Annotated in this window: 13 protein-coding genes; 5 read left to right on the forward strand and 8 right to left on the reverse strand. The window is 71.3% G+C overall.

Going from position 1 to position 14310, the window contains the following annotated elements; translation table 11 throughout:
* Positions 1-81: 81 nt before the first annotated feature.
* Positions 82-996 carry a 4-hydroxy-tetrahydrodipicolinate synthase gene (gene dapA, locus OG589_RS26055; protein ID WP_405140404.1) on the reverse strand — a complete coding sequence of 305 codons (915 nt, stop codon included), beginning with the start codon at positions 994-996 and terminating at the stop codon, positions 82-84.
* 480 nt (positions 997-1476) lie between these two features.
* Between dapA and OG589_RS26060 the strand changes: the two genes are divergently transcribed.
* Positions 1477-2217: a GntR family transcriptional regulator gene (locus OG589_RS26060; RefSeq protein ID WP_405140405.1), complete on the forward strand. Its 741-nt coding sequence runs from the start codon at positions 1477-1479 to the stop codon at positions 2215-2217.
* Between the two features lie 101 nt (positions 2218-2318).
* Here the strand turns inward: OG589_RS26060 and OG589_RS26065 are convergent, their stop codons facing one another.
* Complete coding sequence (locus tag OG589_RS26065; protein ID WP_405140407.1) at positions 2319-3353, reverse strand: DMT family transporter; 1035 nt, start codon at positions 3351-3353, stop codon at positions 2319-2321.
* On the opposite strand from OG589_RS26065, the gene OG589_RS26070 reads away from it, so the two are divergent.
* The 4 genes from OG589_RS26070 (at position 3352) to OG589_RS26085 (ending at position 7101) form a co-directional block, all read left to right on the forward strand.
* Positions 3352-4770, forward strand: a complete 1419-nt coding sequence (locus OG589_RS26070) for a PLP-dependent aminotransferase family protein (protein WP_405140408.1) — start codon at positions 3352-3354, stop codon at positions 4768-4770. The two genes, OG589_RS26065 and OG589_RS26070, sit on opposite strands and share 2 nt — an antisense overlap.
* A gap of 69 nt (positions 4771-4839) precedes the next feature.
* Positions 4840-5388 carry a CGNR zinc finger domain-containing protein gene (locus tag OG589_RS26075; RefSeq protein WP_405140409.1) on the forward strand — a complete coding sequence of 183 codons (549 nt, stop codon included), beginning with the start codon at positions 4840-4842 and terminating at the stop codon, positions 5386-5388.
* A 101-nt stretch (positions 5389-5489) separates the two neighbouring features.
* Complete coding sequence (locus OG589_RS26080; RefSeq protein ID WP_405140410.1) at positions 5490-6074, forward strand: GNAT family N-acetyltransferase; 585 nt, start codon at positions 5490-5492, stop codon at positions 6072-6074.
* 157 nt (positions 6075-6231) lie between these two features.
* Positions 6232-7101, forward strand: coding sequence for a 1,4-dihydroxy-2-naphthoate polyprenyltransferase (locus tag OG589_RS26085; protein ID WP_405140412.1), 870 nt, complete (start codon positions 6232-6234; stop codon positions 7099-7101).
* Positions 7102-7199: 98 nt separating this feature from the next.
* On the opposite strand, the gene dapB is transcribed toward OG589_RS26085, so the two are convergent.
* The 6 genes from dapB to OG589_RS26115 all read right to left on the reverse strand — a co-directional run bounded on the left by dapB (position 7200) and on the right by OG589_RS26115 (position 14224).
* A complete protein-coding gene (dapB, locus tag OG589_RS26090; protein ID WP_405140413.1) occupies positions 7200-7937 on the reverse strand; it encodes a 4-hydroxy-tetrahydrodipicolinate reductase in 738 nt (245 codons plus the stop codon).
* A gap of 71 nt (positions 7938-8008) precedes the next feature.
* On the reverse strand, positions 8009-9319 hold the full coding sequence (locus OG589_RS26095) for a M16 family metallopeptidase (RefSeq protein ID WP_405140415.1): 1311 nt from the start codon (positions 9317-9319) through the stop codon (positions 8009-8011).
* Positions 9316-11649: a polyribonucleotide nucleotidyltransferase gene (locus tag OG589_RS26100; RefSeq protein WP_405140416.1), complete on the reverse strand. Its 2334-nt coding sequence runs from the start codon at positions 11647-11649 to the stop codon at positions 9316-9318. The genes OG589_RS26095 and OG589_RS26100 overlap by 4 nt, the downstream gene beginning before the upstream one ends.
* Positions 11650-12062: 413 nt before the next feature.
* Positions 12063-12332, reverse strand: coding sequence for a 30S ribosomal protein S15 (rpsO, locus tag OG589_RS26105; RefSeq protein ID WP_363912228.1), 270 nt, complete (start codon positions 12330-12332; stop codon positions 12063-12065).
* Positions 12333-12539: 207 nt separating this feature from the next.
* Positions 12540-13490, reverse strand: coding sequence for a bifunctional riboflavin kinase/FAD synthetase (locus OG589_RS26110; RefSeq protein ID WP_405152126.1), 951 nt, complete (start codon positions 13488-13490; stop codon positions 12540-12542).
* Positions 13491-13609: 119 nt separating this feature from the next.
* Positions 13610-14224, reverse strand: coding sequence for a Chromate resistance protein ChrB (locus tag OG589_RS26115; protein ID WP_405140419.1), 615 nt, complete (start codon positions 14222-14224; stop codon positions 13610-13612).
* Positions 14225-14310 lie beyond the last annotated feature (86 nt).

Genomic DNA, 14310 nt, shown 5'->3' on the forward strand with positions numbered 1-14310 from the left:
ATCGTTCTCCGCCGTTCACGTCACACGGACGACGGGCAAGCCAGACAATTCTCGCGCGCCGTACGCACGGCGCGCGGCACGTCAGTCGGACAACTTCACGCCGCCCGCGACGAGGTCCTCTCTCAGGACCGCTATCTGCTCGCGGGTGGCGTCCACCAGGGGCAGGCGCATAGGGCCCACCGGCCTGCCGAGCAGGCCGAGTGCCGCCTTCGACATGATCGCACCCTGGGTGCGGGTCATGATGCCGGTGACCACGGGGAGCAGGCGCCGGTTGACCGCTCGCGCCCCCTCGACATGGCCCGAGGTGTACATATGGATCATGGAGGCGAGCTCGGCCCCGACCACGTGGCCCGCCACGCTCACGAAACCGGCGGCGCCGACCGACAGCCAGGGCAGGTTGACGGTGTCGTCCCCGGAGTAGAAGACCAGGTCGGTCGCGGCCATCACCTGGGCGCCCGCGAAGAGATCGCCCTTGGCGTCCTTCACGGCCACGATGCGCGGGTGGGCGGCGAGGCGCACCAGCGTCTCGGTCTCGATGGCCATGCCGGTGCGCCCCGGAATGTCGTACAGCATCACAGGCAGGCCGGTGGCGTCCGCGACGGCCGTGAAGTGCCGGTAGAGGCCTTCCTGCGGAGGCTTGTTGTAATAAGGCGTCACCAGGAGCAGCCCGTGTGCCCCCGCGCGCTCGGCGGCCTTCGCCAGCTCGGCCGAGTGGCGGGTGTCGTTGGTGCCCGCCCCGGCCACGACGGTGGCCCTGTCGCCGACGGCCTCGACCACGGCGCGGAGGATCATGTCCTTCTCGGCGTCGGTGGTGGTGGCGGACTCTCCCGTCGTGCCGCTCACGACCAGGCCGTCGTTCTGTTGCTCGTCCACGAGGTAGGTGGCCAGGCGCTGGACGCCCTCGAGGTCGAGGGCACCGTCGGCCGTGAACGGCGTGACCATCGCGGTCAGCATGCGACCGAAGGGCGCGTCGGAGGTTCCTGTTGGCGATGCCATAGACCGAACGGTACCTGGATCCGGGGAGACGGTGGACCCCGCCACCCCGGTTCGCGGCGCGAGGGGACGCAATTAGGGCATGTACCGCTTGCGCCGAAGATGGTCGGATATGGATAGAGGCCGCCGATATGTGCTCGGGGGTACACACATCGACGACCTCTACCCATGCAATCGGAGCCGCTTACGGGGGCGTTACACGGTTCTGGGGAGAATTTTCCGATCGTTCCCGGGCACCCGGCTGCGAGGTCCCCCCGGGGCGGCTTCGCGGGCGGGGTGCCGACCCTCCGCCGGAGCTTCCCCGCAGGTGGAAAGCCCATACGCCATAGGCTTCCCGGACCGTTCCCCCTCCCTCGACACGGCAAGTAGTCACAGAATCACGTTTGGTAAAGTTGGAACTCCAAGTGTCCCTCATTACTCCCCGCTGTCCTTTGATTACGGCAAGATAGGAAAACGATCTCGAACGCCCTGAGGGATGGACGGATGACTGGTAACGACCCGGTGTACCTCCGTGTGGTCGAAGAGTTGCGGGCGCAGATAGTCGACGGCACGCTGCCGCCGGGCGCGCCCATTCCGTCTCGAGCGCAGCTCACCCAGCGCTTCAGAGTCGGCGAGACCGCCGCCAGGCACGCGCTGCGCGTCCTGGCCGCGGAAGGCCTGATCATCGGCAGGGTCGGCTCGGGGCACTATGTCCGCGAGAAGTCCGTGCTCTATCCCCTGCAGCGATGCCGCTACATCGACCACGACGCTCCGTTCGCCGCCGACATGCAGGCGGGCGGCCACCGCGCCACCTGGGACTGGCGCAGCGAGGCGATCAAGGCCGGGCGCGAGACCGCCCGGCGGCTGCGCGTCGAGGAGGGCGACCCCGTCATCCGCACGCGTTACGTCTTCCGCACCGAGGGCAAGCCGATGCAGCTCGCCACCTCCTACGAGCCGGCCGACCTCGGCAGGGCGCAGTCCTTCCCCGAGGAGGGCACCAACGGCCGCAAGAGCCTCGTGGCCCGCATGTCCGCCGCGGGCATCAAGATCACCGACATTCGCGAGAGCGTGCACACCCGGGTGCCGCAGCCGACCGAGAGCGATCTGCTCGACCTGCCCACCGGAGTGCACGTCCTCCACGTCGAGCGCACCCACTGGTCGGGCGACCGGCCGGTGGAGACCAGCGACATCGTGGTCCCCGGCGACCGCTTCCGCCTCGTCTACTCCGTCCCCATCGGCGCCTGACCGATCCGGCCCCGATCGGCGCCTGACCCACCCCGTCCCGTCCGGCGTCCATCCGCACGGGTCGGCATCGCGTCAGGCGTGCACGCCCGCGTACGCCGCCGTCAGGAGCGGGCGCGCTGGGTGACGGCCACGCAGACCAGCACGGCGAGCGCTCCGGCCACCGTGGCGACCTCCAGCTTCTCCGCCAGGAGCAGCCAGGCCCACAGCAACGAGACAAGCGGCTGGAGCAGTTGCGTCTGCCCGGCGCGGGCGATGCCCCCCATGGCGAGCCCGGCGTACCACGGGATGAAGCCCAGGAAGGCCGACACCAGCGCGACGTAGGCGAACCCAGCCACCGCCTCGCCGGTCGGCCGCAGCGGCGTCGTCATGGCGAGGAACACCGTCACCGGCACGGCGACGGGCGCGGCGACCACCAGCGCATGCGAGATGACCCGCCACCCCGGCGTGTGCCGCGCGAGCCGCCCGCCCTCGGTGTACCCCACCGCGGCGCAGACCAGGGCCGCCACCAGCAGCAGGTCCGCCACGGCGAGGCGCCCGCCGCCCCTGCTGAGCGTGAAGACCGTGACGGAGACCGCGCCGCCCGCGCCGGCCACCCAGAACAGCGGCCGAGCCCGCTCGCCCGCTCGCAGGACGGCGCAGACCGCGGTGGCGGCGGGCAGCAGCCCGATGACGACGGCCGCGTGCGACACGCTCGCCCCCGAATCCAGGGCGAGCCCGCTGAGCAGCGCGAACCCGAAGACCACGGTGACCGCGATGACCGCGTACGACTTCAGCTGGGAGCGCGGCGGCAGCAACGGGGCGCCGGCCATCACCAGGCACAGACCCGCGACGAGCGCGGCCACCGCCGCCCTGCCGATCGCGACGAGGTACGGATCGAAGCCGCGCATCGCGAAGGCGGTGGCCGGGAAGGTGCCGGAGAAGAACAGGACCCCGAGCCCCGCCAGCAGCGTCCCCCGCCAGGGAGTGCCGGCCCGCGGCCCGCCTCGGACGCTCGCGCCGCCGCCACCACGAATCCTCGCGCCCCCGGTGCCCGCCCTTGTGCCGCCGGTGTCGCCGCCAGGAGCCCCGTTCCCGTCGCCGGCCGGGGCGGTGACCGCTACTGCCGAGGGGACGATAGCGCTACTCTTCCTTCTCATGAACGACGATAGCAGTATCGTCCGCATCACCGGGCTGCTGCGGGAGGAGGCCGAGAGGCTCAGACCCGGCGCCCGCCTGCCGTCCAGCCGCGAGCTGACGCGGCGCCACGGGGTGAGCCCGGTGACGGTGTCGCGGGCCATCGCCGCGCTCGCCGCCGAGGGCAGGGTGGTCACCCGGCCGGGCAGCGGCGCCTTCGTCGCCGCCCTGCCCGCCGCGGGCGCCGGCGACGCCCCCGACCTGTCGTGGCAGACGGTGTCGCTCGGAGACCGCTGGGTCGACGACTCGGCCGTGAGCGGGCTGCTCACCCCGCCGCCCGAGGGGGTCATCCCGCTCACCGGCGGCTACCTCAACCCCGGGCTTCGGCCGTCCAAGGCCCTGGCGAGCGCCGCCGCGCGGGCCGTGCGCCGTCCGGACGCCTGGGCGCTTCCGCCGCTGAACGGGCTGGCCGAGCTGCGGCGCTGGTTCGCCAACGAGGTGGGCGGCGGCGTCACCCAGGCGGACGTCCTGATCGTCAGCGGCGGCCAGTCGGCGCTGACCCACGCCTTCCGGGCCCTGGCCGCCCCGGGCGAGCCGATGCTGGTCGAGACCCCGACCTATCCGGGAGCGCTCTCCTCGGCCCGCGCCGCGGGGCTGCGCACGGTGGCCGTGCCCGTCGACCGCGACGGGGTGCGGCCCGAGCTGCTGGCCGAGGCGTTCGCCGTCACGGGCGCGCGGGTCTTCTTCTGCCAGCCGACCCTGCACAACCCCACAGGAGCCGTGCTCTCGGCTTCACGCCGCGAGCAGGTCCTCGCCATCGCCCGCGCCGCGGGCGCCTTCGTGATCGAGGACGACTACGCGCGCTACCTCACCACAGGCGCCGTGCCGCCGTCCCTGGTCACGCTGGACACCCACGGCACGGTGATCCACATCAACTCGCTCAGCAAGGTCACGGCACCGAGCATGCGGGTGGCCGCCGTGATCGCTCGCGGCCCGGCGGCGCGGCGCCTCCGGGCCGGGCAGGTCGTGGAGTCGTTCTTCGTCGCCCGCCCGCTGCAGGAGACCGCGCTGGAGTTCCTCGGCTCCCCCGCCTGGCGGCGCCACCGCGTGTCGGTGACGGCGGAGCTCACCGTGCGGCGCGAGGCGCTGGCGGCGGCGCTGGCGCGCCACCTCCCGTCCGCGCGGGTCGGGCTCGTGCCCGAGGGAGGCCTGCACCTGTGGGTGCGGCTGCCCGGCGAGGTGGACGAGACCGCCCTGGTGGAGAGCGCCCAGCGTGCGGGGGTCCTGGTGAGCCCGGGCACGATCTACCACTCCGCCGAGTCCCCCGCGCCCCACATCCGGGTGACGCACATCGCGGCGGCCCACGTCGCCGAGCTGGCGGAGGGCGTGCGCCGCCTCGGCTCCGCCCTTGACACTCAGCTCGCGGCGAGGGGCCGCTGACCCGCACTCCCACGCGAAACCGGTGGTCGTTGATTCTGGAGCAACCCTCAACTGTCTTACAGTGGTGACATGGACGGGCCGGCGGAGCTGCTCCGCGACTTCGTGAACACCTACGACGTCGAGGGCGACACCGACGAGCTGGCCTCCCCCGCCGAGCTCGCCGTCTGGCTGCGGGAGCGCGGGCTGATCTCCGAGACCGACCGCGCCGTGGACGACGACTGGGCACTCGCCATCGGCCTGCGCGAGGGGCTCAGGTCGGCGCTGCGCCACAACCACTCCCGGGGCGATGACCGCCAGGCCATGACCGCCGGGCTGGACGCCGCGCTGACGGCGCTGCCGATGCGGGTCACGCTCGCCGGCGGGGCGCCCGCGTCCGACCCCCTGAGCACCGGGGCCACCAGAGGCCTCGGGCTCCTGGCCGCGGCCGTCCTCGACGCGCACGCCCGGGGCGACTGGCCACGTCTCAAGGTCTGCGCGGAGGACGGTTGCCAGTGGGCGTTCATCGACTCGTCCAAGAACCGTTCACGCTCGTGGTGTTCGATGCGTATCTGCGGCAACCGCACGAAGACGCGCGCCTACCGCGCCAGGCGCCAGCAGGACACGCCACGTCCGTCCTGAGGGACGTCATGGGGTTCCAGCTCGCCGGCGCGAGGGCTCTGTGTCCTCGGGGGCGACGAACCCCGATACGGTGTGGGACAGACGAAAGGGGGCCGGCCGACATGGCAGACGTGGGGGTGCGCGCCGCGCGGCGCGAGGACGTCCCAGCGGTGACGGCCACCCAGATCCGGGCCTGGAAGAGCGGATACCGCCATCTGCTGCCCGAGGGGCCTCTGGAGCAGATGACCGGCCCGTCGGCCGAGGAGCTGTGGAATCGCCAGTGGGAGGAGGCCGTCACGGCCCCGCCCTCGCCGCGGCACCGCCTCCTGGTCGCCGTCGAGACCGAGGACGCCCTGAGCTCCCTGGCGAGCGGGCACGGCGAGCCGGGCGGCCAGCGGGTGGTCGGCATGGCCTCGCACGCCCCCGCCGAGGACCCCGACCTCGACCCCTCGACCACGGCCGAGCTGCTCACCATGCTCGTCGACCCCGACCACGTCCGGCGGGGCCACGGCAGCCGCCTGCTCAACGCCACCGTCGACCACCTCCGCGAGGACGGCTTCGCCACCGTGGTCACCTGGGTCTTCGCCGACGACGAGGCGATGGTGGGGTTCCTGACCTCCGCCGGGTGGGGGCCCGACGAGGCCGAGCGCGTCCTCGACATGGGCCGCCCGATCCGCATGATCCGCCTCACCACCGACATCAGCTGACCTGAGCGGTGCCCGGCCGCCCCCTCGGCGTGGGCGCGCCCCGGGCCGCGCCACGGGCGGGCCATGAAATACCCTGCATACGCGAATCCCCCGGGAGAGCGTGGAGCGAGCGCTCCACGGCCGGGCCGGGGACCGAATCTTCCGAAGAGGGGCGACGTTGGCGACACCCGCTCAGTGGCTCGCGGGGGCACGGCCCCGCACCCTTCCCGCGGCGGTGGTCCCCGTCGCCGTGGGCACGGGCGTGGCGATCTCGTACGGCGGAGCGGTCTGGTGGCGAGCGCTGCTGGCCCTGTTCGTGGCGCTGATCCTCCAGGTGGGCGTCAACTACGCCAACGACTACAGCGACGGCGTGCGCGGCACCGACGAGGACCGCGTGGGCCCGCTCAGGCTCGTGGGCTCCCGGGTGGCCGCTCCCCGGTCGGTGCTGACGGCCGCGCTCGGGTGCTTCCTGCTGGCGGCGGTCGCGGGGCTGGTGCTCGTCCTGGTGACCGGGGCCTGGTGGCTGCTGCTCGTGGGCGCGCTGGCGATCGCCGCCGCGTGGTTCTACACCGGAGGCTCCCGCCCGTACGGCTACCGCGCGCTCGGCGAGATCTCGGTGTTCGTGTTCTTCGGCCTGGTGGCCGTGACCGGCACGACGTACGTGCAGCTTGAGAGCCTCCCGTGGCCCGCCGTGGCCGCCGCCGTGCCGGTCGGGCTGCTGGCCTGCGCGCTGCTCGTGGTGAACAACCTGCGCGACATCGCGACCGACGGCCCGGCGGGCAAGCGCACGCTCGCGGTGGTGCTCGGCGACACCCGCACCCGCGTGCTCTACAGCACCTGCCTGCTGCTGCCGTTCGCCATCGCGCTGGCCCTGGCGTTCGTACGGCCGTTCACGCTGCTGACCGTGCTCGCGCTGCCCCTCGCGCTCGGACCGGTGAGGGCCGTGCAGGGCGGGGGCGACGGGCGCGCCCTGATCACGACGCTCCAGCAGACCGGGCGCCTGCAGCTCGCCTTCGGCCTGCTGTTCACGATCGGGCTGGCCCTCTGAAATCCTCTGCCCGCCTCGTTAGGCCGCAGGCGCACTGAGGGACCTCCCGGGCCCCCGAAAGCCCCTCCAGGGCCCGCCCGGCCTTACCTGGCAGGGCTTCAGAGGTCGAGAAGGTTCTCCAGGCCCACGGTGAGGCCGGGAAGCTCGCGGACGCGGCGCACGCCGAGGAGCACGCCAGGGGTGAACGACGAGCGGTTCATCGTGTCGTGGCGGATCGTCAGGATCTCGCCGTCGCCGCCCAGCAGCACCTCCTGGTGGGCGATCAGGCCCGCCAGGCGCACCCCGTGGACCCGCACGCCGTCGACGTCGGCCCCGCGGGCACCGTCGAGCTCGGAGGACGTGGCGTCCGGCATGGCGCCGAGGCCCGCCTTGCGCCGCGCCTCGGCCACCAGCTCGGCCGTGCGCCGGGCCGTGCCCGAGGGTGCGTCGGCCTTGTTCGGGTGGTGCAGCTCGACGATCTCGACGGACTCGAAGTAGCGCGCGGCCTGCTGGGCGAAGTGCATCATCAGCACGGCCGCGATGCCGAAGTTGGGGGCGATCAGGGCGTTGACGCCCGGGTGAGCGGCGAGCCAGCCGCGCACGGTCGCGAGGCGGCCGGCGTCGAACCCGGTCGTGCCCACCACCGGGTGGATGCCGTGCTCGATGCACCACTTCAGGTTGTCCATGACCACGTCGGGGTGGGTGAAGTCGACCACCACCTCGGCGGGGGTCAGCGACTCGATGGGATCGCCGGCGTCGACGGCCGCCACCAGCTCCATGTCGTCCGCCGCGTGGACGGCCTTACAGACTTCGACACCGACGCGCCCGCGGGCGCCCAGAACTCCAACCCTGATCACGACGTCCAAGCGTAGCGCGAACGAAAGGCCCGGACCCCTCGCGGGGCCCGGGCCTGGTCACGTCGCGGCCGTCAGCCGACGTAGGCGCCGAAGTCCTTGTCGCCGTACGGGCCGATGACGGCCAGCGTCATCGGCTGGGAGAGGATCTCCCTGGCCACGGAGTCGACCTCCTCCGGGGTGACGGCGTCGATGCGCGCCAGCACCTCGTCGACCGGCATCAGCGTGTCGTACACCAGCTCGCTCTTGCCGATGCGCGACATGCGGGAGCCGGTGTCCTCCAGGCCGAGCACGAGGCCGCCGCGCATCTGGCCCTTGCCGCGCCCGATCTCGTCCTCGGTGATGCTCTCCGCGACGACCCGGCTGATCTCCTCGCGGCAGATCTTCAGCACCTCGTCGACCTTGGCGGGAAGGCACCCCACGTAGATCCCGAACTGGCCGGTGTCCGCGTACTGGGCCGTGAAGCTGTACGCGGAGTAGGCCAGGCCGCGCTTCTCGCGGATCTCCTGGAAAAGCCGGGACGACATGCCCCCGCCCAGGGCGGCGTTGAGCACGCCCAGGGCGAAGCGCCGGTCGTCCGTACGCGAGAACGCGGTGGTGCCGAGGACCAGATTGGCCTGCTCGGTCGGCCGGTCGACCACGCGCACGCCGGAGCGCGGCGAGGCGCCCTCGCCGGACAGACGCGGCGGGACGGGGGCGGCCGAACCGCCGAGCGCGCCCGCGCGCTGGTAGGCCGAGGCCACCAGTTCGACGACCCGCTCGTGGGTGATGTTGCCGCACACCGAGACCACGGTGTGCGGCGGCCGGTAGTAGCTCTTGTAGTACTCGGCGATGCGCTCGCGCGACAGCTCGTTGATCGACTCGACCGACCCGAGGATGGGCCGCCCGACGGGAGTGTCGCCGTACAGCTCCGCGGAGAACTGCTCGTGCACGACGTCCGACGGGTCGTCGTCGTGCATGGCGATCTCCTCCAGGATCACGCCGCGCTCGGACTCGACGTCCTCGGCGGTGATCAGGGAGGAGGTCACGACGTCGGCCAGCACGTCGATGGCCAGCGGCAGGTCCTCGTCGAGCACCCGCGCGTAGTAGCAGGTGTACTCCTTGGCGGTGAACGCGTTGATCTCGCCGCCGATGCCCTCGATCGCCGCGGAGATCTCCAGGGCGTCGCGGGTGGGAGTGCCCTTGAACAGCAGGTGCTCAAGGAAGTGGGTGGCCCCCGTGTGCTCGGAGGCCTCGTCACGTGATCCGATGCCGACCCACATGCCGACCGCGACGGAACGCACGGTCGGCATGGTCTCGGTCACCACCCGGAGACCACCGGGAAGGACGGTGCGCTGCACTACCCCGGCACCGTCCCTGCCGGGGTGCAGAGTGGTGGTCGTCACGAGTTGCGGTCGTCCCGTCCACCGCGGGTGCGCGACCGGCGCGGCCGCTCGCCGCCTCGGTCGCCGCGGTCGCTCCGCTCGCCGCGGTCGTCGCGCGGCTCGGAGTCGGCCTGGCTCGCGCCCTCGGCTTCGGAACCGCCCTCGGCCTTGGCCGCGGCCTCCTTCTCGATGACCTCGACGGGGACCAGGGAGAGCTTGCCGCGCGAGTCGATCTCGGCGATCTCCACCTGGATCTTGTCGCCGACGTTCATGACGTCCTCGACGTTCTCGATGCGCTTGCCGCCGTGCAGCTTGCGGATCTGGGAGACGTGCAGCAGGCCGTCCTTGCCGGGGAGCAGGCTGACGAACGCGCCGAAGGCCGCGATCTTGACGACCGTGCCCAGGTAGCGCTCGCCGATCTCCGGCATGTGCGGGTTCGCGATCGAGTTGATCGTCGTGCGCGCGGCCTCGGCCGACGGGCCGTCGGTCGCGCCGATGTAGATCGTGCCGTCGTCCTCGATCGTGATCTCGGCGCCGGTGTCGTCCTGGATCTGGTTGATCATCTTGCCCTTCGGGCCGATGACCTCGCCGATCTTGTCGACCGGGACCTTGATCGTGATGATGCGCGGCGCGGTCGGGTTCATCTCCGCCGGGGAGTCGATCGCCTCCTGCATCACGTCGAGGATCGCGAGCCGGGCGGCCTTGGCCTGCTTGAGCGCGCCCGCCAGGACCGACGCCGGGATGCCGTCGAGCTTGGTGTCGAGCTGCAGCGCCGTGATGACGTCACGCGTGCCGGCGACCTTGAAGTCCATGTCGCCCATGGCGTCCTCGGCACCGAGGATGTCGGTCAGCGTGACGAACTGGCCGCCCTCGCCGATGAGGCCCATCGCGATGCCCGCGACCATCTCCTTGAGCGGGACACCCGCGTCCAGGAGCGCCATGGTCGAGGCGCAGACCGAGCCCATGCTGGTCGAACCGTTGGAGCTCAGCGCCTCCGACACCTGGCGGATGGCGTACGGGAACTCCTCGCGGCTCGGGAGCACCGGCACGAGCGCCCGCTCGGCGAGCGCGCCGTGGCCGATCTCGCGGCGCTTGGGCGAGCCCACGCGGCCGGTCTCACCGGTGGAGTAAGGCGGGAAGTTGTAGTTGTGCATGTAGCGCTTGGTGCGCTCGGGGTTGAGCGTGTCGATCATCTGCTCCATGCGGAGCATGTTCAGCGTGGTGATGCCCAGGATCTGGGTCTCGCCGCGCTCGAACAGGGCCGACCCGTGAACCCTCGGGACCACCTGGACCTCGGCGCTGAGCTGCCGGATGTCCTTGGTGCCGCGGCCGTCGATGCGGACGCCCTCGCTGATCACGCGCTCGCGCATGAGCTTCTTGGTCAGCGAGCGGAAGGCGGCGGAGATCTCCTTCTCGCGGCCCTCGAAGTCGGGGCCCAGCTTCTCCAGCGCGAGAGCCTTGACCCGGTCGAGCTCGGCCTCGCGCTCCTTCTTGCCGGCGATCGTCAGCGCGGAGGCCAGCTCGCTGCGCACCGCGCCCGCGACGGCCTCGTACACGTCCTCCTGGTAGTCGAGGAAGACGGGGAACTGCGCGGTCTCCTTGGCGGCGACCTGAGCGATCTTGTTCTGCGCCTCGACGAGCACCTTGATGAACGGCTTCGCCGCCTCCAGGCCCTCGGCAACGGTCTCCTCGGTCGGAGCGACCGCGCCCTCGTTGACCAGCTTGAGCGTGTCGCGGGTCGACTCGGCCTCGACCATCATGATCGCGACGTCGCCGTCCTCCAGGACCCGGCCGGCGACGACCATGTCGAAGGTCGCGCCCTCCAGCTCCGAGTGGGTCGGGAACGCCACCCACTGGCCGCTGATCAGCGCGACGCGGACGCCGCCGATCGGGCCGGAGAAGGGCAGGCCGGCCAGCTGCGTCGACAGGCTCGCGGCGTTGATGGCCACGACGTCGTACAGGTGGTCGGGGTTGAGCGCCATGATCGTCGCCACGACCTGGACCTCGTTGCGCAGGCCCTTGACGAAGGACGGGCGCAGCGGACGGTCGATCAGGCGGCAGGTGAGGATGGCGTCCTCGGACGGCCGGCCCTCACGGCGGAAGAACGAACCGGGGATCCGGCCCGCGGCGTACATCCGCTCCTCGACATCCACGGTGAGCGGGAAGAAGTCCAGGCTCTCCTTGGGATGCTTGGACGCGGTGGTGGCGGACAGGACCATCGTGTCGTCGTCCAGGTAGACGACGGAGCTTCCCGCCGCCTGGCGCGCGAGCCGCCCGGTCTCGAACCGGATGGTACGCGTACCGAATGAGCCGTTGTCGATCACGGCTTCCGTGCTGTGGACACCCTCCACGGGGGACCTCCTTGGGTCGTCGCCCGCGTCCGTGCTGTGGTCGCACACGCTCAGGCACTCGCCGGCCGACCGGTATCGTCGCGGTCGGCTCGCTGGTGCCTGGCTCCGTTATGCCGGCTCCCCGTCATGTGCAGCGCCGGTCTTCGATCGAAGCACCCGGGCTGTACGGCGTTCGCGCCGTCGACATCCGGAAGCCACTACCGAGGACCGGCCCGCAGGCGTCACGGGAACGCGCGTTTGTGCTGTGCGGGACGCGGGGCACTTTCTCGGCTCTTCAGTTGTCTTGCTAGAGGCAAGTTTGCTCGGAAGCGGCCGCGCGCCGCGCTGCGACGCGCCGACCGGATTTCTCCATATCAGGGATGCCTTTGCCCTGATATGAGAGAGGGAGCGACACGATGCCGCTCCCCTCTACACTATCGGCGCAGACCGAGCCGCTCGATCAGGGTGCGGTAGCGCGCGATGTCCTTGCTGGAGAGGTACTTCAGCAGGCGGCGGCGACGGCCGACCAGCAGCAGCAGCCCACGGCGGCTGTGGTGGTCGTGCTTGTGGGTCTTGAGGTGCTCGGTGAGCTCGCTGATGCGCTTGCTCAGCAGCGCGATCTGCACCTCGGGGGACCCGGTGTCACCGTCTCCGGTGCCGTACTCACTGATGATCGTCTTCTTGGCGGCGGTGTCGAGCGACACGGCTCTCCTTCAACTGTCTACGGGCACACGTCAGATGATTGCTAACGAACGACCGTGTGTGCCTACAGTCGCCGTAACCGGTCGACGGGCAGCGCGCAGCGCGCCGAAACCGAGCCGACACGTCAGGCTACCATCGCCCCGCCATCACCGTGGACAGCTCCGTGCTCCTCGCGAAGGGCCGCCGATCGTGCGGACCGCTCCGGTAGGTCAGCCGCCGATCAGGCGGCGGGCCTCGTCGACGTCGCGGCGCATCTGCTCGATCAGCGCGTCGACGGAGTCGAACTTCAGCGTGTCGCGGAGCCGCACCGCGAAGTCGACGACGACGTGGGCCCCGTAGAGGTCGAGATCATCGTGGTCGAGGGCGTAGGCCTCGACCGTGCGCTCGACCCCCTCGAAGGTCGGGTTGGTGCCGATGGAGATCGCCGCCGGCCACCGCTCACCCTGGTATGGCGAGGGGGACTGCGTGCACTCGAGCCAGCCCGCGTAGACGCCGTCGGCCGGGATGGCGGTGAACGGGGGGGACTCGACGTTGGCCGTGGGGAAGCCCAGCAGCGCCCTGCCCCGCTGGTGGCCGCGGACGACCACGCCCTCGACCCGGTGCGGCCGGCCGAGCGCGTCGGCCGCCGCCGCGACGTCGCCCGCCGCCAGCCTCTCTCTGACCAGGCTGGAGGAGATCGCCTCGCCGTTGCTGACCAGCGGGACCGCCTCGGCCACGAAGTCGTACTTCTCGCCGAGCTCGCGGAGCGTCTCGACGTCGCCCGCCGCCTTGTGGCCGAACCGGAAGTTCTCCCCGACCACCACCCCTGCGGCGTGCAGCCGGTCGACGAGGACCGCCTGGACGAACTCGTCGGGGGTCATGCGGGAGAACTCCAGCGTGAACGGCAGGACGCACACCGCGTCGACGCCGAGCCTGCCCAGCAGCTCGGTGCGGTGGCGCGCCGTGGTGAGCCGGGGCGGATGGCTGCCGGGCCGCACCACCTCGTCGGGGTGGGGGTCGAAGGTGATCACCACGGAGGGAAGGCCGAGGCCGGCCGCCATGGCGACGGCACGTTCGACCATGCGCTGGTGACCTTGGTGCACACCGTCGAACACCCCGATCGTGATGACAGACCTGCCCCAGTCTCCGGGCACGTCGTCGAGTCCGTGCCAGCCCTGCACCTCGACCTCGTTCCTTTTGCTGATGGTCGCGCTCACCCAAGCCTGCCATGCGGATCGGATTTGACCGCACGGGGACGAGGGTAGCCCAGCGGGACCGGACGGCGGGCGACGCCCCCGCCTCACTCCCCCGCCCGGCCGGTGCCGCCCGTGCGCTCGTAGACATCCTGCTCGAAGTCTTCCAGGAGGCTCTCGCAGGTGGCCAGCCACCGCTCGCACTCCTGGCGGCCTGGGCCGCCGAACCAGTCTCTGGTCACGACCTTCTCGAACCATCGCCTGATCTTGTCGAGATCCTGCCGGATCTCCTCGGACTCCTCGAAGGTGTAGTTCTCGCGGAACCGCTCGAACTCGATCTCCTTGACGAACTTGGTCTGGCACTCCTCGATGATCTCGGCGTACTCCTTGGCCGCCATGTCGCGGAAGCTCTGGACCAGCGTGATGTCCTGCTCGCGGTCACCCGTCTTGATCGGGAAATAGTACGAAATGCCGCCCAGCGACTCGATCCGTTGCCTGATCTGCAGCAGATCGTCCTCGATCGCGCCCAGCTGCGGGAAGACGCAGACCGCCTGCTGCAGGTAGAGACCCCCCAGCCGCTTCAGCTCGCGCCAGACGGCCACGCGGACCCGCGAGGGCTCGGAGGGCACCTTGTAGATCAGCAGGAGCCACGCGCCAGGCACCATCGCCTGCGGGTCGTCGGCCTCGGCCCTCTCGGGCGTGCGGCGGACCGGTGGACTCATGCGAACTCCTTGTAACGGGCTCCGCCCGGCCTGCTTCGGCGCTTCCCAACCCTATCGCCCGGCCCGGCCCGCCACCGACTCCCGCG

The organism is Sphaerisporangium sp. NBC_01403 (genome assembly GCF_045040145.1).
In the GTDB taxonomy this organism is placed as follows: Bacteria; Actinomycetota; Actinomycetes; order Streptosporangiales; family Streptosporangiaceae; genus Sphaerisporangium; species Sphaerisporangium viridialbum.

Bases quoted from the DNA above. Each gene is read 5' to 3' on its own strand.
- dapA (WP_405140404.1), bottom strand. From the start codon at position 996: ATGGCATCGCCAACAGGAACCTCCGACGCGCCCTTCGGTCGCATGCTG.
- OG589_RS26060 (WP_405140405.1), top strand. From the start codon at position 1,477: ATGACTGGTAACGACCCGGTGTACCTCCGTGTGGTCGAAGAGTTGCGG.
- OG589_RS26070 (WP_405140408.1), top strand. From the start codon at position 3,352: ATGAACGACGATAGCAGTATCGTCCGCATCACCGGGCTGCTGCGGGAG.
- OG589_RS26065 (WP_405140407.1), bottom strand. From the start codon at position 3,353: ATGAGAAGGAAGAGTAGCGCTATCGTCCCCTCGGCAGTAGCGGTCACC.
- OG589_RS26075 (WP_405140409.1), top strand. From the start codon at position 4,840: ATGGACGGGCCGGCGGAGCTGCTCCGCGACTTCGTGAACACCTACGAC.
- OG589_RS26080 (WP_405140410.1), top strand. From the start codon at position 5,490: ATGGCAGACGTGGGGGTGCGCGCCGCGCGGCGCGAGGACGTCCCAGCG.
- OG589_RS26115 (WP_405140419.1), bottom strand. From the start codon at position 14,224: ATGAGTCCACCGGTCCGCCGCACGCCCGAGAGGGCCGAGGCCGACGAC.